Raw genomic sequence first — 18,793 nt, forward strand, 5'->3', positions numbered from 1 at the left:
TCGCTTTTCTAATGCAAAGCTCGCAAGGGTAACGTTATGCCCGATGGAGCACGCTTATCGGGCCGACAAATACAATATGTACATTATTGCCACTTGCAGGCCAGATCAGACGAAGATATCACTGGCTTGTTTCGGTAGAGGATGTGTCGACACGCAGTATTCCAGGCGGGAGAGCAACGTTTAAAATAACCGGTTGCCAGGCTTCACGTACTGCCAGTTTTCGTGAAAAACCGCGTGCAATCAGAAATCCACCCACGCCGCCCAGTATCGCACCGCTTAACGCTGCGATATCACTACCAAACAGCACCTGAAACAGCGCTGCAAAAACAAAAAGCCCCGCCAATGGTGACATATAGACCAACATTGCCGAGCCCAACAGGCTGCCTTCCGCAATCCCAAGTTCAACTTTCTGACCTGGAGCCAGTGGTTCGTCGCTGGGCACCACAATAGTATGCGTCGTCTGCGGCCCCAGTTTGTTCAACACACGGCTTCCGCAGCCTGCTCGTGAGGCACAACTGCTGCAAGACGCTTTAACGTCACAGCTGACCGTTGCCAGACCGTTCTGCCAGGAAACAACCGTTGCCCACTCTTTAATCATTGTGCAGCCCTGAACTTAATATTGTCCGCAATACGCTTCGCCGTCTGTGGCGGAAGCTCACCCACAATGGTGATTTCGGCATTATCACGCACGCTGGTGCTGACTGTCCGGCGTCCTGTACGCAGCAGTTGATCGGCACTGTTTTGCATTGCACGGTTAACGTTCACGGAGAAACTGAACAGACCATCAGAGTAAAGACGAGATTCAATAGGCATATTATCCATCGTCGGTAGCGGACGACGGCTGCTGGATACTTCACTGAATCCTTGCGGCAACCACGACGGGCTCCAGTTAAAATTCGTTTTCTCGCCCGCAGGAACGGACAGCAGCGGTGGTAAGTTCGCTTTCGCCAGCGTCTGCATACTGTCACCGACACCGCTATTCACGGTAAAGGAGATAACACGAAACTGTTCGAGCGTTTCACCATCACGATCGAGCAGATCGACACGCATCGGCAACTTGGTTTCGGTGTCCATCCAGACAATGTAGCTATAACGAGTACCGTCACGCGCCACCACGCGGATCACTTCACAGAGTCTGTCGGCAATACGGGTGCGGCCTACTGAAATAAAATCATAGTAGGGCGAAAGGCGTTTAAAGTCGGTATAAATCAGAGACGGCAGGGAATCAACGATATAGTCACCGTTCAGCGTGAACGGCTCCAGCCCAGGCTCAAAATAGCTGATTTCGTTCCCACGCTGCACCACTTCCCGGCGCGGTCCATCCATTTGCAACAACTGTGCAAGAGGACGGTTGTCCAGGCGTGCATGGCGATAACGTAGGGATTCAACACCCTGCTTATTGATGCTGACAAATGACAGCTCATAGGTTAGCGACTGGCTGGCCAGATTCATCTGCTGCAACAACGCCCCGGACGCAGGATTGGCCGAGGCGTTTACAGAGAAGAACAGGCTACCAGCCACAAGTGACATGGCAAACCAAAGTTGCTTCATTACTGCGATTGCGTTCCTAAAGTTTGAATTCCTGGCACCTGTACAGCGGCTTGCTGTGTTTGCGCCTGCTCAAACTGAAGCTGTTCGGAGTGCAGTCGGCGTTGCAGTTCGTAATCCTGCAACATGGCATTGATACGACGACGCTGCTCCTGTACCTGCTGTTGCTGACCGCCGCTGGCCGTCGCGTCAGAAGGTACACCCAAGCTCACCGGACTGGCTTTACCCATCATCGGTAATGTATTAAATACCGGCGTTTCGGGCTGCTGGGACATTTCAGATTGTCCATTATAGTGCTGGACGCCAACAATAACTGCAAGCGATACGCACGCAGCCACGCCCATTTGGGTAAGCTGCGCGGCCCACGGACGCATTTTCTTCCAGAATGGCATTTTCTGCCACTGATGCGGTGCGGGCTGGGCCTCAGGGATCAACGGCGCCGTCTGGCGTACTGGCTCAGCTTCAATAGCAGCCATAACGCGGGCGGAAATATCGAAATGGAGAACGTCGGCAGTATCACCTCGCATGGAATCGCGGATCAGGTGATAACTCTCCCAGGTTTTTTGCATTTCCGGGTTGTGAGTCAACTCTTTGAGTAACTCAGTGTCCAGCGTTTCGCCATCCATTAAAGCGGAAAGTTTTTCTTTCTGCATGCCTAATACCTTTTCCAGTATCCCGCTATCGTCAACGCCTGATAAGCGGTTGAACTTTATTATCAATAGCTTCCCTCGCTCGGAAGATACGTGAACGCACCGTACCTACCGGACAATCCATGATAGCGGCTATATCTTCATAGCTCAGGCCATCTAGCTCCCGCAAGGTTATTGCCATGCGTAAATCTTCCGGGAGGGACTCAATAGTTCGGAAAACTATCTGTCTCAGTTCTTCTGACAACATTAAGTTCTCAGGGTTCGAAATTTCTTTCAGTGCTCCGCCACTTTCGTAGTTTTCAGCTTCAATCGCATCTATATCACTGGAAGGTGGACGACGCCCCTGAGCGACCAGGTAATTCTTCGCTGTATTGACTGCAATACGATACAGCCAGGTATAAAAAGCACTATCTCCCCGGAACGAATCCAGCGCACGATAGGCCTTAATAAATGCTTCTTGTACCACATCAGGAACATCGCCCGATGGTACATAGCGAGAAACCAGACTCGCCACCTTATGCTGATAGCGTACTACCAGTAAGTTAAAGGCTTTCTGATCTCCCTTCTGGACCCGTTCAACCAGGACCTGGTCCGTTAACTGCTCGCTCATCCGAGGTAAAGTCTCCCCAAACCAAATTTCCACGCGCTTTCGAAACGCCACTCCATCAGCTGCACTATGAGCAAGCAACGAGTTAGAGTGCTCAAGTTTCGTAAAGTTCCGTTACGCATTTGTTTTTGTTTGTCATGTTGTAGACAGGTCTTATCTATCATTATAAGTCTACATAACCCGATCAACGCACTATCTGTTCAGAAATGCCCATTAAACCGCTTGCAGAGTAACCCAACGGCTACTTTATTTCATCACCTAATCTGTTGCTAACGGCCTGCTTCGCAAAATATTTTTCGTATTTTACTCCTCATCGTACATTTCTTTAATGTTTAGTCATTGCAACACAATCAAAAATAAAACGTGCAGTATCGCGCAATGTGGTGCTATGGTGACCAAACACTGTTTAGTAAATTAAACAAAAATCATGAATACGACCCCTGAATTATCCTGTGATGTGTTGATCATTGGCAGCGGAGCTGCCGGACTCTCGCTGGCGTTACGCCTGGCTGAAAAACATCAGGTCATTGTGCTGAGTAAAGGGCCGGTAAGTGAAGGCTCAACGTTCTATGCTCAGGGTGGCATCGCCGCTGTTTTCGATGAAACTGACAGTATCGACTCCCACGTTGAAGACACGCTGATTGCAGGAGCTGGTCTTTGCGATCGACATGCGGTTGAGTTTGTTGCCAGCAATGCCCGCACGTGCGTCCAGTGGTTGATTGATCAGGGCGTCCTTTTTGATACCCAGGTTCAGCCCAACGGCGAAGAAAGCTATCACCTGACCCGAGAAGGTGGCCATAGCCACCGACGTATCCTGCATACCGCCGACGCTACTGGCAAAGAGGTCGAAACCACGCTGGTCAGCCAGGCACAAAATCATCCCAATATTCAGGTTCTGGAGCGTAGCAACGCCGTGGACCTGATTATCTCCGATAAAATCGGCCTGCCGGGTACGCGTCGCGTTGTCGGTGCCTGGATCTGGAACCGTAATAAAGAAGCCGTCGAAACCTGCCACGCTAAATCCGTGGTACTGGCAACCGGCGGCGCATCCAAAGTTTACCAATACACCACTAATCCGGATATTTCTTCGGGCGATGGGATCGCGATGGCCTGGCGCGCAGGTTGCCGCGTTGCCAACCTCGAATTTAACCAGTTCCACCCAACTGCGCTATATCACCCGCAAGCGCGTAATTTTCTACTGACTGAAGCGTTACGTGGCGAGGGGGCACATTTGAAGCGCCCGGATGGATCGCGCTTTATGCCCGACTTCGACGAGCGTGGAGAACTGGCTCCGCGAGATATTGTTGCTCGCGCCATTGACCATGAAATGAAACGCCTTGGCGCGGACTGCATGTTCCTTGACATCAGCCATAAGCCGGAAGAATTTGTCCGCCAGCATTTTCCGATGATTTATGAAAAATTATTGGGCCTGGGGATCGATCTGACAAAAGAGCCGGTTCCGATTGTGCCTGCTGCACACTATACCTGCGGTGGCGTCATGGTCGATGACTTTGGCCGTACCGATGTCGACGGTCTGTATGCCATCGGAGAGGTCAGTTATACCGGGTTGCATGGCGCAAATCGCATGGCATCGAACTCACTGCTGGAGTGTCTGGTGTATGGCTGGTCTGCGGCGGAAGATATTGATCGAAGAATGCCTTACGCGCGCGGCGTAAGTACGCTCCCAGGGTGGGACGAGAGCCGGGTAGAAAACCCTGATGAACTGGTTGTTATCCAGCATAACTGGCATGAGCTACGGCTCTTTATGTGGGATTACGTTGGCATTGTACGTACAACAAAACGTCTGGAACGCGCCCTGCGGCGTATCACCATGCTTCAACAGGAAATTGATGAGTATTACGCCCATTTCCGTGTGTCAAACAATTTACTGGAACTGCGCAATCTGGTGCAGGTTGCCGAATTAATTGTGCGCTGCGCGATGATGCGTAAAGAGAGTCGGGGCCTGCATTACACACTGGATTATCCTGAACAACGTCCCGAGTCAGGCCCTTCTATCCTGTCGCCGTTAAGCCATCACATAAACAGATAAAACGCCTGGGTCAGCGCCGTATAGCCTTCTGAATAGCGCTGGTCTGGCCCACGAATCACCAGCCTGTCAATAAAACACTCCCCGGCCTGCGGGGAGAAAGCCAGCAATACCCTGTGCGGTAGACGAGCCTCAGTTTCTGCAACATCCGTACGCAGACGCAGATGCCAGCCCATACCCAGAGCCTGCTGGGTAAATGCGTTACCAATCTGCTCCGGCAGCACCACACAAAAAAAGCCTTCTTCTGTAATACTGTTCGCCGCCAGTGTTAACAATGCTTCGTGATCGAGTGTGGTGGTATAGCGTGCCTGCTCACGTTGCGGCGTGGCACACTCTACCCCCTGTTCATAATAGGGAGGATTACTGATGATCAGATCGAAACGCACGGTCTGGCGCGGTACCCACAGCTGCGCATCTTCTGAATGCACTGTCACACGATGCATCCATGGAGATTTTACAATGTTTTCCTGAGCCTGCAGCGCGGCATCGACATCAAGTTCCACGGCATCAATAATGACGCTTTCATCCGTGCGCTGGGCCAGCATCAGCGCCAGCAGGCCACTCCCGGTACCGATATCAAGGATCCGTTTTACACCCGCGACGGGCGCCCAGGCACCTAATAAAATACCGTCCGTTCCGACTTTCATTGCACAACGATCGTGTGCCACAAAAAACTGCTTAAAAGTAAATCCATTACGTCGAAGTACGGATGTAGACTGGGGCATGAAGAACAACCTTCCTGGAAAAAAAACGATAACATTGGATAAAAACAATACCTGAGAAGGTATATCCATACAAACAGATGAAGATTGCAGCCGTAACGTCTATAATCAGCGCCCCACACAGAGGTAGAACATGACTGTAACGACTTTTTCCGAACTTGAACTCGATGAAAGCCTGCTGGATGCCCTCCAGGAAAAAGGTTTCACTCGCCCGACCGCCATTCAGGCTGCCGCCATTCCGCCTGCGCTCGATGGACGTGATGTACTCGGTTCTGCGCCGACAGGCACCGGTAAAACGGCGGCATACTTGCTGCCAGCGTTGCAGCACCTGCTCGACTTCCCGCGCAAAAAATCCGGTCCACCGCGCATTTTAATTTTGACGCCGACGCGCGAACTGGCGATGCAGGTTGCCGAACACGCTCGTGAACTGGCCAAAAATACGCATCTGGATATCGCCACTATTACCGGCGGCGTGGCTTACATGAACCACATGGAAGTCTTCAGCGCAAACCAGGACATCGTGGTCGCAACCACAGGCCGCCTGCTGCAATATATTAAAGAAGAGAACTTCGACTGCCATGCAGTCGAAACACTGATCCTCGATGAAGCCGATCGCATGCTGGACATGGGCTTTGCCCAGGACATCGAGCACATCGCCGGTGAAACACGCTGGCGCAAGCAGACCATGCTGTTCTCCGCCACGCTGGAAGGTGATGCGATTAAAGATTTTGCCGAGCGTCTGCTGGAAGATCCGGTTGAGGTCTCAGCGGATCCGTCAACGCGCGAACGCAAGAAGATCCATCAGTGGTACTACCGCGCCGATGACATCGAGCATAAAACAGCTCTGCTGATCCATCTGTTAAAACAGCCTGAAGCGACCCGCTCAATTGTCTTTGTACGCAAACGCGAGCGTGTGCACGAACTTGCAGGCTGGCTGCGCCAGGCGGGGATTAATAACTGCTATCTCGAAGGCGAGATGGTACAGAATAAACGCAACGAAGCGATCAAACGACTGACCGATGGTCGGGTGAACGTACTGGTTGCGACCGACGTGGCCGCACGTGGTATTGATATCCCAGACGTCAGCCACGTGTTTAACTATGACATGCCGCGCAGTGGCGATGCCTATCTGCACCGCATCGGTCGTACCGGTCGTGCTGGCCGTAAAGGTACCGCGATTTCTCTGGTTGAAGCGCATGACCACCTGCTGCTCGGCAAAGCAAGCCGTTATGTAGATGAACCACTGAAGCCGCGAGTTATTGACGAACTGCGTCCAACAACCCGTGCGCCAAGTGAAAAATCTAACGGCAAGCCATCCAAGAAAGTGCTGGCAAAACGCGCCGAGAAGAAGGCGAAGGATAAAGAGAAGCCGCGTGTGAAGAAACGTCACCGCGATGCCAAGAATATCGGCAAGCGTCGTAAGCCGAGCGGAGCTGCCTCACAGCAGTCCGACAAAGAATAAACCGAATGCCGGGCCAGTCAGCCCGGCATTTTTTCATGCCTCGCAAAGCTCTCTACAATACAATCCATGAAAACCCGCATAGCCGGGCTGACGACTTTTCCGGCATGATGCGCGCACAATGCGGTAATCAACTCAGAATCTTCACCAAACGGTAACGCTATCAATTCTCCTGAACGCAACTCCTTCTCAACGGTAAATCGCGGTAAAAAGCTAACACCAAGATTAGCAGATACACACTGCTTGATGCTCTCAATACTCCAGAGTTCAATGGTATTTTCCAGTGTAATCTGTCGCTTTCGCAGCAGACTTTCAAAGCGTTGCCTGAAGATACATTGCGGTTCATTAATGATAAAGATGCAGGGTATGTGCTGGTTATGCTGGGTGAAATTAACGTGCTTAAGAACCGGAGAAGCAACCAGGACAAGAGGTTGTTCGCCCAATGGCAGCATCTCAAGAGCATCGTCATTACCAACCCGATAAAATACTCCCAGATCAACATCATCACTGAGCAAAGCATCACGAATGACATAACAATTGAGTGACTGTAAGAATAAGCGAACATTGGGCGCACGTTGTTTAAACCGTTGTAAAACCTGAGGCATTTTATAAGCCAACAGCGTTTCTCCGGTTGCGACGCGGAGATCGCCGCTCGGTTGTGCATCTTGTTGTGCCGTTTGCCGGATCGATGCCATCACGCGCGTCAAGTCATGTATATGCGGCATCAGCCGTTTCCCTTCACTGGTCAGGCACATCCGGCGACCAATTTTTTCGAACAACTGCACCGAGAGTTCTTGTTCAAGCTGTTGAATATGAAACGTAACGGTTGACTGCGTACAACAAAGTTTTTGCGAAGCCCGAAGAAATGAGCCCTCTTCTACCACCGTTTTTAGCGTAATAAACCGACGTAAATCCATCTTCACCAACCTATCGAAATTATCGAACTTAGAATGCAAAAACATTCATTTTTTTAAATGTTCTGTGTCGGGTACTGTCTGCTAAAACAGAGGAGATAACAAGTGACCCCCACGCTTTTAAGTGCATTCTGGACCTATACACTGATTACTGCGCTAACCCCCGGCCCGAACAATATCCTCGCGCTTAGTGCAGCGACATCACATGGCTTTCGTCAGAGTACGCGTGTTCTGGCGGGAATGAGCCTGGGCTTTTTGATAGTCATGTTGCTGTGCGCCGGGATTTCATTCTCGCTTGCAGTCATTGATCCGGCTATCGTCCACTGGCTCAGTTGGGCGGGGGCAGCATATATCTTATGGCTGGCCATAAAAATCGCCACCAGCCCGACCTCAAATGATAGCCTTGAGGCAAAACCGATTAGCTTTTGGGCAAGTTTTGGCTTGCAGTTTGTTAATGTCAAAATCATTTTGTACGGCATTACCGCGTTATCCACGTTTGTTTTGCCGCATACAAAAGAGCTGAGTTGGATAATTGGAGTTAGTGTATTACTGGCATTGATAGGAACATTCGGCAATGCCTGCTGGGCGCTGGCTGGTCATTTTTTCCAGCGCATCTTTCGCAGCTATGGGCGGCAATTGAATGTCATTCTGGCATTACTGCTGGTGTACTGCGCTGTGAGGATCTTTTATTAAATGATGTAAAAAAGCGGAAGATGCACTGACATCTTCCGCTTTTTGATTATTGATTTAGCGGGGTTGATTCCCCGTAAGCCTTACAGGCTTTCAGTAAAGGTACGAGCAATAACATCGCGCTGCTGTTCTGGTGTCAGTGAGTTGAAACGCACTGCATAACCAGAAACACGAATAGTCAGCTGCGGATATTTTTCCGGGTGTTTAACCGCATCTTCCAACGTTTCGCGACGCAGAACGTTAACGTTCAGGTGCTGACCGCCTTCCACGCGCACTTCTGGTTGCACGTCTACTGGAACTTCACGGTATTCAATTTCACCCAGTTTGCTGACGGCAACGACTTCATCGGCATTGAAACCTGCTTTCGCAACGATGCAGCGTGCTTCACCTTTTTCGCTGTCCAGCAGCCAGAAAGAGTTCAGCAGGTCGTCATTTGCAGCTTTAGTAATCTGGATACCTGTAATCATGTTGATGCCTCCCCGGCAAAATTATTTGATTTCGGTCAGCCGTTTCTCCGGCCAATTGGTAAAACCATTGTTGCTTGAGTGTATATATACCCCTCACACACCCTTGAATCTTTGATTTAAATCAACAAAAACCACACATCAAAAGTGGTGATGGGTGGATTTTATTGTTTTACATCAACTTACGCCAAGTCCTCAGGTAAACTTTTTACATAAATTTTCAACTATCTTTAAGGGTTAGCCCATTGAGAAACGTACAGAATTTTGCGCCTCATAAAGAAGCAGTTAAGCTATAGCGATTGCAAATTCGCAGGAGAGCGAGATGGCCACCGAATTAACCTGGCACGATGTGCTGGCTGAAGAGAAACAACAGCCCTACTTTGTTAATACACTGCATACTGTCGCCGGCGAACGCCAGTCGGGTATGACAATTTACCCACCACAAAAAGATGTGTTTAACGCATTTCGTTTTACCGAGCTGGGCGATGTTAAGGTCGTCATTCTGGGGCAGGATCCTTACCATGGGCCAGGTCAGGCACATGGTCTCGCCTTTTCTGTCCGTCCTGGCATTGCCATTCCGCCATCATTACTGAACATGTATAAAGAGCTGGAAGCCACAATTCCAGGTTTTACGCGACCTGCACACGGATATCTGGAAAGCTGGGCACGCCAGGGTGTTCTGTTACTTAACACTGTCCTTACCGTTAGGGCTGGTCAGGCGCATTCACATGCGAGTCTCGGCTGGGAAGCCTTTACCGATAAAGTCATTAGCCTGATCAATGAACATCGTGAAGGGGTGGTATTTTTGCTCTGGGGCGCGCACGCGCAGAAGAAAGGGGCAATTATTGATGCGCAGCGTCACCATATCCTGAAAGCGCCGCACCCTTCACCGCTCTCGGCACATCGCGGTTTCTTTGGCTGCAATCACTTTGTACAGGCAAATACGTGGCTGGAACAACGAGGTGAAAAAACAATTGACTGGATGCCGGTACTGCCGGCTGAGAGTGAGTAAAAAAATGCCAGCGATTCGCTGGCATTTTTATTATCAGGCTTTGTTCTGACGCCACCACTCCGCGAGCAGTACGCCTGTCGCGACGGAGACGTTGAGTGTCTCTACGTTGCCTGTGCCGTCAATCGCGACGCACAGGTCGTCTGCTGAGCATGCCGCTTCCGGCAGAGCTTCGCGTTCGCGGCCTAATACCAGCACCATTTTTTCCGGCAGCGTTGTGTTAAACAACGGCTTACCTTTGTCGCTGGAGGTCATGACGACGGTATAACCTGCCTGGCGGAAATCATCCAGCACATCGACAATACTGTCACCAGTAATTGGTTGAACGTGCTCTGCCCCACCTTCCGCGGTGCGAATCGCTGCACCAGATTCCAGCAGAGCTGCGTCCTGCACTACCACGCCTTTCACACCGAAGTGCGCACAGCTACGCATCATACCGCCCAGGTTGTGCGGGTTAGCGATATCTTCCAGCGCCAGTACGCAATCCTGCGCGCCCGCCTGACCGACCCATTGCTTAACGGTAGTACCATTACGTTTCTTAATCAGGAAGCAAACGCCGCCATGATGCTCGGTACCAGAAGCTTTCGCCAGTTCGGCCTCGTCAACCACGTGGTAGGCTTTGCGATTTGCCGCCATCCAGCGTAACGCTTCTTTGAATCGTGGTGTCACGCTCTGAATAAACCAGGCACGGACAATTGCATCCGGACGGCTCTGGAACAGAGCCTGACAGGCATTTTCACCGTAAACGCGGGTTTCTTCCGCACGCTGACGACGTAATACTTCAGGATCGATAAAACTCTTGCCGCTAATACCACCGTGATCGGCCTTTTCCGCGACATCATCACTCGGCGCGCGGGATACAGTACGCCATGGTGAGTCTTCACGTTTGCGGTCACGATCGCGGTCGCGGCTCTGATTATTTCTTTCATCGCGGGCGGGGCGACGGCCACCGTCTGCACGAGACTTTCCTGGACGTCCTCCCCCTTTCCCGGTACGCGGGTTCTGGGTACGTTTTTCAGAATCATCATCACTGCGGACATACATCACTTTGACCTTGCCGCTTTTATTCTTCAATTCATCGTTCATGCTTTTCTCCACCAGCGCTGCGCGAAGCGCGCAGATTACCCGATGTGCACGTCGTTAGCCATTATTTCATTTAAAAGCTTATGACTATTGTACTCATTGAATAAAACGCATTGTTGTTTAAAACAGTCTCTCCGATAATATGTAACATAATAGAAACATACCGGCGTCATTGCCGCGAAGTCCATCCTACTCATCCAGAGGTTAGTTATGAATACCGTTTGTACCAGCTGCCAGGCTATCAACCGCATCCCTGAAGATCGCGTTCAGGATACGGCCAAATGCGGACGCTGTGGTCACGATCTGTTTGATGGTGAGGTGATCAATGCGACCGGAGCTACACTGGATAAGTTATTAAAAGACGATCTTCCGGTGGTAGTCGACTTCTGGGCACCATGGTGTGGCCCATGCCGTAACTTCGCCCCAATTTTTGAAGATGTTGCCGAAGAGCGTAGCGGTAAAGTACGCTTTGTTAAAGTGAATACGGAAGCTGAACGCGAACTCAGCGCACGTTTCGGCATCCGCAGCATCCCGACAATCATGATTTTCAAGAAAGGTGAAGTCGTCGATATGTTAAATGGCGCCGTGCCAAAAGCCCCATTTGATAGCTGGCTTAACGAATCACTATAATCTATCCGGGGCACGTCTTGTGCCCCGTTTTGTCCTCTGCGACAATAACGTTTTTCAACGTGCTTCCCCATGACAGATAACGCCGTTCTTCAGTTACGTGCCGAGCGCCTTGCGCGCGCCACGCGCCCTTTTCTTGCCAGAGGTAATCGCATCCGTCGCTGCCAGCGTTGCCTGCTGCCACTAAAGCTCTGCCTTTGCGAAACGCTCGCGCCCTCTCAGGCAAAAAGTCGCTTTTGTCTGGTGATGTTTGATACCGAACCTATGAAGCCCAGCAATACGGGGCGTTTAATTGCCGATATTTTGCCAGATACCGTTGCCTTTCAGTGGTCACGAACCGAACCGCCGCAGGCATTACTTGAGCTGGCACGAAATCCAGATTATCACCCCATGGTAGTGTTCCCCGCTTCATATGCAGGTGAGGAACGTGAAGTAATTTTCACGCCACCAGCAGATAAACCGCCGTTGTTTATTATGCTCGATGGTACCTGGCCGGAAGCGCGCAAGATGTTCCGTAAAAGTCCGTACCTGGATAACCTGCCGGTGATTTCCGTCGATTTATCGCGCCTTTCCGCCTACCATCTGCGCGAAGCGCATGCTGAGGGGCAGTATTGCACTGCCGAAGTGGCGATAGCCTTACTGGATCTGGCTGGTGACAGGCAAGCAGCAGAAGCATTAGGTGGGCACTTCACACGCTTTAAAACACGCTATCTGGCAGGAAAAACTCAACATCAGGGAAGCGTCACAGCAGATTCAGCAGAAAGCGTTTAAAATCATTCGGTCACTGGTGTCATTAAGGAAGCCGATATGAGTCAACGTGGTCTGGAAGCGCTACTGCGACCGAAATCCATTGCGGTGATTGGGGCATCAATGAAACCCAATCGTGCAGGTTACCTGATGATGCGTAACTTACTGGCTGGGGGTTTCAATGGGCCGGTTTTACCGGTGACACCTGCCTGGAAAGCGGTTTTAGGTGTTCTTGCCTGGCCCGATATCGCCAGCCTGCCTTTTACTCCCGATCTTGCCGTTTTGTGCACCAATGCGAGCCGCAATCTGGCATTGCTTGAAGCGTTAGGTGAAAAAGGCTGTAAAACCTGCATTATTCTCTCGGCGCCCGCAGCACAGCACGCTGAACTGTTAGCTTGCGCATCACGCTATAGAATACGTCTGCTCGGTCCCAACAGTTTGGGACTTCTCGCCCCCTGGCAGGGACTCAACGCCAGTTTTTCACCGGTACCGATTAAGCGCGGTAAGCTTGCATTTATCTCTCAGTCTGCTGCCGTATCCAACACTATTCTCGACTGGGCGCAGCAGCGGGAAATGGGATTTTCCTATTTCATAGCGCTGGGCGACAGCCTGGATATCGACGTTGATGAGCTACTTGATTACCTGGCCCGTGACAGTAAAACCAGCGCAATTCTGCTCTATCTCGAACATTTGAGTGATGCCCGACGCTTTGTCTCTGCGGCACGTAGCGCATCGCGTAATAAACCTATTTTGGTGATTAAAAGCGGTCGAAGTCCGGCAGCCCAGCGTTTACTTCATACCAGTGCGGGAATGGACCCTGCCTGGGATGCCGCCATCCAGCGTGCCGGTCTGTTACGCGTACAGGATACTCACGAGCTTTTTTCTGCGGTAGAAACCCTGAGCCATATGCGCCCGCTACGGGGCGACAGGTTAATGATTATCAGCAACGGTGCCGCTCCCGCTGCTCTGGCATTAGATGAGTTGTGGTCACGAAACGGCAAGCTGGCCACGCTGAGTGAAGAGACCTGTCAGAAATTACGCGATGCCTTACCTCTCCATGTTGATATCGCAAATCCACTGGATCTGCGTGACGACGCCAGCAGCGAACACTACATCAAAACACTGGATATTTTACTCTCCAGCCAGGATTTCGACGCCCTGATGGTGATTCACTCGCCCAGCGCTGCGGCTCCAGGCACCGAGAGCGCACATGCACTGATCGAAGCAGTTAAACACCACCCCAGAGGGAAATTCATTTCCTTGCTGACGAACTGGTGCGGAGAATTTTCATCCCAGGAGGCACGCAGGCTGTTTAGTGAGGCTGGATTACCCACCTATCGCACACCGGAGGGAACCATCACCGCGTTTATGCATATGGTCGAGTATCGGCGTAACCAGAAGCAATTGCGAGAAACACCGGCGTTGCCCGACAGCCTGACCGCCAATACCGCCGAAGCACATAATCTTTTGCAGCGGGCGATCGCTGACGGGGCGACATCTCTCGATACACATGAAGTACAGCCAATTTTGCAAGCCTATGGCTTACACACACTGCCGACCTGGATTGCCAGTGACAGCGCAGAGGCCGTGCACATCGCAGAACAAATCGGCTACCCGGTGGCATTAAAACTGCGTTCCCCTGATATTCCGCATAAATCGGAAGTTCAGGGGGTAATGTTATATCTGCGTACAGCAACAGAGGTGCAGCAGGCCGCTAATGCGATTTTTGATCGGGTGAAAATGGCCTGGCCGCAGGCGCGTATCCACGGTTTATTGGTACAAAGTATGGCCAACCGCGCTGGTGCTCAGGAGCTTCGCGTAGTTGTTGAACACGATCCGGTATTTGGGCCATTGATTATGCTGGGCGAAGGTGGAGTTGAGTGGAGGCCTGAAGAACAAGCCGTGGTGGCATTACCGCCATTGAACATGAATCTGGCACGTTATCTGGTGATTCAGGGGATCAAAAATAAAAAGATCCGCGCCCGCAGCGCACTACGACCATTAGATATCGCCGGTTTAAGTCAGCTTCTGGTCCAGGTATCCAACCTGATCGTCGACTGTCCGGAGATTCAGCGTCTGGATATCCATCCGCTTCTGGCCTCTGCCGGTGAATTTACTGCACTGGACGTCACGCTGGATATTGCCCCTTTCACTGGCGACAACGAAAGCAGACTGGCTGTACGCCCCTACCCCCATCAACTGGAAGAGTGGGTTGAGATGAAAAACGGCGAACGCTGCCTGTTCCGCCCTATTTTGCCGGAGGATGAGCCTCAACTGCAGCAGTTCATTTCACAGGTAACGAAAGAAGATCTTTATTACCGCTACTTCAGTGAGATCAACGAATTTACCCATGAAGATTTAGCCAATATGACGCAGATCGACTACGATCGGGAAATGGCCTTTGTCGCCGTACGTTGTCGAGATAACCATGAAGAGATCCTCGGTGTTACGCGAGCTATCTCGGATCCTGATAACGTAGATGCAGAGTTTGCTGTACTGGTTCGATCCGATCTCAAAGGACTGGGACTCGGCCGTCGATTGATGGAAAAGCTAATTACGTATACCCGAGATCACGGACTCAGGCGCCTGAATGGTATTACGATGCCAAACAATCGTGGGATGGTCGCCCTGGCCCGGAAGCTCGGGTTTGATGTTGACGTCCAGCTCGAAGAGGGGATTGTTGGGCTAACGCTTAATCTGGCCCAATTTGAGGAATCGTGAGTAAGGTACTGGAAATGTTGACCACATTAATGGGTACTGGTGGTATCATTGCTCGCTTATGTCGTCTGCATAGCACAGAGGACCCTTCAATGAACAGAGAAGAAATGCACTGTGATGTTGTCAAAATTTAAGCGTAATAAACATCAACAACACCTTGCCCAACTACCTAAGATTTCTCAGTCAGTTGATGATGTAGATTTCTTTTATGCTCCCGCTAATTTCAGGGAGACTCTGCTGGAGAAAATAGCCAGCGCGACGCAACGGATCTGCATCATAGCTCTGTACCTGGAGCAGGATGACGGTGGCAAAGGCATACTCGACGCGCTCTATGCGGCTAAGCGGCAGCGTCCCGAACTGGATATTCGGGTACTTGTTGACTGGCATCGTGCCCAGCGAGGGCGTATTGGCGCAGCGGCCTCCAATACCAACGCTGACTGGTATTGCCGAATGGCGCAAGAAAACCCAGGGATCGATATTCCGGTCTACGGCGTACCGATTAATACTCGTGAAGCGCTTGGCGTCCTGCACTTCAAAGGCTTTATCATCGATGATAGCGTCCTGTATAGCGGAGCAAGCCTGAACGATGTTTACTTGCACCAGCATGATAAATACCGCTATGACCGCTACCAGCTGATTCGCAACGCGCAAATGGCCGATATCATGTTCGACTGGGTAACGCAGAACCTGATGAACGGTCGCGGTGTTAATCGCCTTGATGATATCCATCGTCCTAAAAGCCCGGAAATTAAAAACGACATCCGTCTGTACCGTCAGGAACTGCGTGATGCCTCGTTCCATTTCCAGGGGAATGCTGATAACGAACAGCTTTCTGTTACTCCTCTGGTTGGGCTAGGAAAATCCAGTCTGCTAAATAAGACCATTTTCCACCTCATGCCTTGTGCGGAGCAAAAGCTTACGATCTGCACCCCTTATTTCAACCTGCCTGCTGTGCTGGTTCGCAATATCATCCAGCTACTACGGGAAGGGAAAAAAGTAGAAATCATCGTGGGCGATAAAACCGCCAACGACTTTTTCATACCTGAAAATGAGCCGTTTAAGATCATCGGGGCACTTCCCTACCTTTATGAAATTAACCTGCGCCGCTTCCTGAGCCGTCTACAGTATTACGTTAATACCGATCAGCTAGTCGTTCGCTTATGGAAAGATGATGACAATACCTATCATCTGAAGGGTATGTGGGTTGATGACAAATGGATGTTGCTAACCGGCAACAACCTTAACCCCCGAGCCTGGCGCCTGGATCTGGAAAATGCCATTCTTATCCACGATCCTAAGCAGGAGCTAACCCTTCAGCGCGAAAAAGAGCTTGAGCTCATCCGTACGCATACTACCGTCGTTAAACACTATCGCGACTTACAGAGTATTGCCGACTATCCGGTAAAAGTACGTAAGCTTATCCGTCGACTACGCCGTATTCGAATCGACAGATTAATCAGCCGTATTCTGTAACAAAAACCCCGTCCAGTGACGGGGTTTTTCCTGTGGAGGTAACGGTGCGCCTGTTTATCCTTGCCTGTATCCTGACACTTTCTGGCTGTAGCCATATGGCGAACGATAGCTGGAGTGGACAAGACAAAGCCCAACACTTCATTGCCTCCGCCATGCTGGCTGCAGCCGGAAACGAGTATGCGCAGCACCAGGGAAATAGTAACGACCGCAGCGCTGCTATCGGTTTTATGTTCTCAGTCAGCCTCGGTGCATCAAAAGAACTGTTGGACAGCCGCCCCTCAGGAAGCGGCTGGAGTTGGAAAGATTTTGCCTGGGATATAGCCGGAGCATCCACCGGCTACGCTGTCTGGCAAATGGCCCATCGCTAGAGGCGCAGCCCTTTCCCTTTACGGTGTAGCATTAGCGAGACAAAAAAAGCGACCACCGCCATAGCGGTAACGTACCAGAAGAATGTCGTTTCCATCCCGACCGACTTTAGCGACAGCGCAACATATTCCGCAGAACCACCAAACAAAGCATTTGCCACTGCATAAGATAACCCAACCCCTAGAGCACGAACTTGTGCCGGGAACATTTCGGCCTTCAGGATCCCACTGATAGAAGTGTAAAAACTCACAATTAGCAAAGCACACATCACCAGACCAAATGCCATAAACGGAGACGTCACATTCTGTAGCGCCGACAAAATAGGAACGGTGAACAGCGTAGCCAGCACCCCAAAGCACAACATCGAAGTACGTCGACCAATTTTATCTGACAAAGCACCAAATAACGGTTGCACCAGCATAAAGACACACAGCGCTGCCGTCATAATACCGCTGGCTACATTGGCATGCATACCTGCTGTATTTACCAGGTATTTTTGCATATAGGTAGTAAACGTATAAAAGCAAAGTGAGCCAGCGGCGGTAAAGCCAAGTACCATAATAAAAGCTTTACGGTTGCGCCATAATCCTTTCAGGGAGCCCGCTTCTTTCAACGCACGAACATCCTGTTTCGATGTTTCATCCAACTGACGACGTAACCATAATGCGACAATCGCCAGCACTGCCCCCAGCGCAAATGGGATACGCCATCCCCACGCTCTGAGTGCAGAGTCTTCTAACGTTTGCTGCAGTATCACCACAACCAGTAATGCCAGTAATTGTCCGCCTATCAACGTAACGTACTGGAATGAAGCATAAAATCCTTTCTTACCTTCAACTGCCACCTCACTCATGTAGGTTGCGCTAGTTCCATACTCTCCACCAACCGACAGTCCCTGGAATAATCTGGCAAGCAACAGCAGTGCGGGTGCCCATGTACCGATAGTTTCATACCCCGGCAGACAAGCGATCACCAACGACCCCATACACATCATGCACACTGACAACAGCATGGATTTTTTACGCCCATGTTTATCTGCGATCCGGCCAAAAAGCCATCCGCCTATCGGCCGCATCAGGAAGCCCGCAGCAAAAACGCCGGCGGTTTGTAGGAGTTGTGTTGTGGTATTTCCGGAAGGAAAAAAGATATGAGCAAAATAAAGAGAACAGAAAGAATAGATGTAAAAATCAAACCATTCGACAAGATTCCCTGATGACGCCCCTACAATTGCCCATATACGACGACGGGTATCGCTGTCGGTCAGCGCCCCATTCTCAGTTACACTGCTATCAGCCATTAGAATTGTGCCCCTGCCAAGGATCTGTTGAATCTTACAATGATGTATCGTGTTTTTAGTGAAAAATATGTTACATAATTGTTATACATCATTGCGAGAGTTAGATCACGATTTTAATTAGCAGAGAAAGGAATCAGATTTATATGATGGAGGGTAAGAAGCCTGAGTCTCATAGAACTACGCTTGTCAGACCTGAAGTCCGCAGACGCAAAAAAGCCCATCCGGCAGGATGGGCTTCTTCACTGATTTGATGCCTGGCAGTTCCCTACTCTCGCATGGGGAGACCCCACACTACCATCGGCGCTACGGCGTTTCACTTCTGAGTTCGGCATGGGGTCAGGTGGGACCACCGCGCTACAGCCGCCAGGCAAA

At 50.8% G+C, this 18,793-nt stretch carries 19 protein-coding genes and 1 rRNA gene; 9 read left to right on the top strand and 11 right to left on the bottom strand.

All coding sequences use genetic code 11. The annotated features are described in order from the left end of the window. Positions 1–118: 118 nt before the first annotated feature. The 5 genes from rseC to rseD are packed head-to-tail and all read right to left on the bottom strand — an operon-like array spanning position 119 to position 2,969. The gene (rseC, locus tag OH663_RS14835; RefSeq protein ID WP_045446278.1) at positions 119–598 is read right to left on the bottom strand and encodes a SoxR-reducing system protein RseC; all 480 of its coding nucleotides are present in this window, start codon (positions 596–598) and stop codon (positions 119–121) included. Further along, positions 595–1,551, bottom strand: a complete 957-nt coding sequence (gene rseB / locus OH663_RS14840; RefSeq protein WP_045446281.1) for a sigma-E factor regulatory protein RseB — start codon at positions 1,549–1,551, stop codon at positions 595–597. The genes rseC and rseB overlap by 4 nt, the downstream gene beginning before the upstream one ends. Further along, the gene (rseA, locus tag OH663_RS14845) at positions 1,551–2,201 is read right to left on the bottom strand and encodes an anti-sigma-E factor RseA (protein WP_045446284.1); all 651 of its coding nucleotides are present in this window, start codon (positions 2,199–2,201) and stop codon (positions 1,551–1,553) included. Before rseA ends, rseB begins: the two co-directional genes overlap by 1 nt. A gap of 31 nt (positions 2,202–2,232) precedes the next feature. After that, complete coding sequence (gene rpoE / locus OH663_RS14850; protein ID WP_045446287.1) at positions 2,233–2,808, bottom strand: RNA polymerase sigma factor RpoE; 576 nt, start codon at positions 2,806–2,808, stop codon at positions 2,233–2,235. Beyond that, positions 2,805–2,969, bottom strand: a complete 165-nt coding sequence (gene rseD / locus OH663_RS14855; RefSeq protein ID WP_136345495.1) for a rpoE leader peptide RseD — start codon at positions 2,967–2,969, stop codon at positions 2,805–2,807. Before rseD ends, rpoE begins: the two co-directional genes overlap by 4 nt. 263 nt (positions 2,970–3,232) lie before the next feature. Here rseD and nadB point away from each other — a divergent pair, with 263 nt between their 5' ends. Then, complete coding sequence (gene nadB / locus OH663_RS14860; RefSeq protein ID WP_200010348.1) at positions 3,233–4,855, top strand: L-aspartate oxidase; 1,623 nt, start codon at positions 3,233–3,235, stop codon at positions 4,853–4,855. Here nadB and trmN read toward each other — a convergent pair. Next, positions 4,840–5,577, bottom strand: a complete 738-nt coding sequence (trmN, locus tag OH663_RS14865) for a tRNA(1)(Val) (adenine(37)-N(6))-methyltransferase TrmN (RefSeq protein ID WP_045446293.1) — start codon at positions 5,575–5,577, stop codon at positions 4,840–4,842. The genes nadB and trmN overlap by 16 nt on opposite strands. 130 nt (positions 5,578–5,707) lie before the next feature. Here trmN and srmB point away from each other — a divergent pair, with 130 nt between their 5' ends. Then, the gene (gene srmB, locus OH663_RS14870; RefSeq protein WP_200010350.1) at positions 5,708–7,036 is read left to right on the top strand and encodes an ATP-dependent RNA helicase SrmB; all 1,329 of its coding nucleotides are present in this window, start codon (positions 5,708–5,710) and stop codon (positions 7,034–7,036) included. Between the two features lie 17 nt (positions 7,037–7,053). Here the strand turns inward: srmB and OH663_RS14875 are convergent, their stop codons facing one another. Then, a complete protein-coding gene (locus OH663_RS14875; protein WP_200010352.1) occupies positions 7,054–7,950 on the bottom strand; it encodes a LysR family transcriptional regulator in 897 nt (298 codons plus the stop codon). 102 nt (positions 7,951–8,052) lie between these two features. Here OH663_RS14875 and eamB point away from each other — a divergent pair, with 102 nt between their 5' ends. Continuing rightward, positions 8,053–8,640, top strand: a complete 588-nt coding sequence (gene eamB / locus OH663_RS14880) for a cysteine/O-acetylserine transporter (protein ID WP_200010353.1) — start codon at positions 8,053–8,055, stop codon at positions 8,638–8,640. An 80-nt stretch (positions 8,641–8,720) separates the two neighbouring features. Here the strand turns inward: eamB and grcA are convergent, their stop codons facing one another. Then, entirely contained in the window at positions 8,721–9,104 is a 384-nt protein-coding gene (grcA, locus tag OH663_RS14885) for an autonomous glycyl radical cofactor GrcA (RefSeq protein WP_003037563.1), read from the bottom strand. Between the two features lie 319 nt (positions 9,105–9,423). Here grcA and ung point away from each other — a divergent pair, with 319 nt between their 5' ends. Next, on the top strand, positions 9,424–10,113 hold the full coding sequence (gene ung, locus OH663_RS14890) for a uracil-DNA glycosylase (RefSeq protein ID WP_048220787.1): 690 nt from the start codon (positions 9,424–9,426) through the stop codon (positions 10,111–10,113). 33 nt (positions 10,114–10,146) lie between these two features. Here ung and OH663_RS14895 read toward each other — a convergent pair whose 3' ends face one another. Continuing rightward, positions 10,147–11,196, bottom strand: coding sequence for a tRNA/rRNA methyltransferase (locus tag OH663_RS14895; protein WP_045446316.1), 1,050 nt, complete (start codon positions 11,194–11,196; stop codon positions 10,147–10,149). A gap of 207 nt (positions 11,197–11,403) precedes the next feature. Between OH663_RS14895 and trxC the strand changes: the two genes are divergently transcribed. From trxC to OH663_RS14925, 5 genes are all read left to right on the top strand, one after another. Continuing rightward, positions 11,404–11,823 carry a thioredoxin TrxC gene (gene trxC / locus OH663_RS14900; protein WP_045446319.1) on the top strand — a complete coding sequence of 140 codons (420 nt, stop codon included), beginning with the start codon at positions 11,404–11,406 and terminating at the stop codon, positions 11,821–11,823. 69 nt (positions 11,824–11,892) lie between these two features. Continuing rightward, positions 11,893–12,591, top strand: a complete 699-nt coding sequence (gene tapT, locus OH663_RS14905) for a tRNA-uridine aminocarboxypropyltransferase (protein WP_048220786.1) — start codon at positions 11,893–11,895, stop codon at positions 12,589–12,591. A 36-nt stretch (positions 12,592–12,627) separates the two neighbouring features. Further along, positions 12,628–15,288, top strand: a complete 2,661-nt coding sequence (locus OH663_RS14910; RefSeq protein ID WP_200010357.1) for a bifunctional acetate--CoA ligase family protein/GNAT family N-acetyltransferase — start codon at positions 12,628–12,630, stop codon at positions 15,286–15,288. 114 nt (positions 15,289–15,402) lie between these two features. Beyond that, a complete protein-coding gene (gene pssA / locus OH663_RS14920) occupies positions 15,403–16,758 on the top strand; it encodes a CDP-diacylglycerol--serine O-phosphatidyltransferase (protein WP_048220784.1) in 1,356 nt (451 codons plus the stop codon). A 44-nt stretch (positions 16,759–16,802) separates the two neighbouring features. Beyond that, positions 16,803–17,126 carry a YfiM family lipoprotein gene (locus OH663_RS14925; protein ID WP_045446332.1) on the top strand — a complete coding sequence of 108 codons (324 nt, stop codon included), beginning with the start codon at positions 16,803–16,805 and terminating at the stop codon, positions 17,124–17,126. Here the strand turns inward: OH663_RS14925 and OH663_RS14930 are convergent. Together OH663_RS14930 and rrf are read right to left on the bottom strand one after the other, a co-directional pair. Beyond that, complete coding sequence (locus OH663_RS14930) at positions 17,123–18,421, bottom strand: MFS transporter (protein ID WP_045446334.1); 1,299 nt, start codon at positions 18,419–18,421, stop codon at positions 17,123–17,125. The two genes, OH663_RS14925 and OH663_RS14930, sit on opposite strands and share 4 nt — an antisense overlap. Positions 18,422–18,673: 252 nt before the next feature. After that, positions 18,674–18,789: ribosomal RNA gene (gene rrf, locus OH663_RS14935) — 5S ribosomal RNA — on the bottom strand. Between the last annotated feature and the right edge of the window lie 4 nt (positions 18,790–18,793).

The sequence above is a fragment of the Citrobacter sp. Marseille-Q5395 genome (genome assembly GCF_947057495.1).
Taxonomy (GTDB): Bacteria; Pseudomonadota; Gammaproteobacteria; order Enterobacterales; family Enterobacteriaceae; genus Citrobacter; species Citrobacter murliniae.

Bases quoted from the DNA above. Each gene is read 5' to 3' on its own strand.
- rseC (WP_045446278.1), bottom strand. From the start codon at position 598: ATGATTAAAGAGTGGGCAACGGTTGTTTCCTGGCAGAACGGTCTGGCA.
- rseB (WP_045446281.1), bottom strand. From the start codon at position 1,551: ATGAAGCAACTTTGGTTTGCCATGTCACTTGTGGCTGGTAGCCTGTTC.
- rseA (WP_045446284.1), bottom strand. From the start codon at position 2,201: ATGCAGAAAGAAAAACTTTCCGCTTTAATGGATGGCGAAACGCTGGAC.
- rpoE (WP_045446287.1), bottom strand. From the start codon at position 2,808: ATGAGCGAGCAGTTAACGGACCAGGTCCTGGTTGAACGGGTCCAGAAG.
- rseD (WP_136345495.1), bottom strand. From the start codon at position 2,969: ATGATAGATAAGACCTGTCTACAACATGACAAACAAAAACAAATGCGT.
- nadB (WP_200010348.1), top strand. From the start codon at position 3,233: ATGAATACGACCCCTGAATTATCCTGTGATGTGTTGATCATTGGCAGC.
- trmN (WP_045446293.1), bottom strand. From the start codon at position 5,577: ATGCCCCAGTCTACATCCGTACTTCGACGTAATGGATTTACTTTTAAG.
- srmB (WP_200010350.1), top strand. From the start codon at position 5,708: ATGACTGTAACGACTTTTTCCGAACTTGAACTCGATGAAAGCCTGCTG.
- OH663_RS14875 (WP_200010352.1), bottom strand. From the start codon at position 7,950: ATGGATTTACGTCGGTTTATTACGCTAAAAACGGTGGTAGAAGAGGGC.
- grcA (WP_003037563.1), bottom strand. From the start codon at position 9,104: ATGATTACAGGTATCCAGATTACTAAAGCTGCAAATGACGACCTGCTG.
- ung (WP_048220787.1), top strand. From the start codon at position 9,424: ATGGCCACCGAATTAACCTGGCACGATGTGCTGGCTGAAGAGAAACAA.
- OH663_RS14895 (WP_045446316.1), bottom strand. From the start codon at position 11,196: ATGAACGATGAATTGAAGAATAAAAGCGGCAAGGTCAAAGTGATGTAT.
- trxC (WP_045446319.1), top strand. From the start codon at position 11,404: ATGAATACCGTTTGTACCAGCTGCCAGGCTATCAACCGCATCCCTGAA.
- tapT (WP_048220786.1), top strand. From the start codon at position 11,893: ATGACAGATAACGCCGTTCTTCAGTTACGTGCCGAGCGCCTTGCGCGC.
- OH663_RS14910 (WP_200010357.1), top strand. From the start codon at position 12,628: ATGAGTCAACGTGGTCTGGAAGCGCTACTGCGACCGAAATCCATTGCG.
- pssA (WP_048220784.1), top strand. From the start codon at position 15,403: ATGTTGTCAAAATTTAAGCGTAATAAACATCAACAACACCTTGCCCAA.
- OH663_RS14930 (WP_045446334.1), bottom strand. From the start codon at position 18,421: ATGGCTGATAGCAGTGTAACTGAGAATGGGGCGCTGACCGACAGCGAT.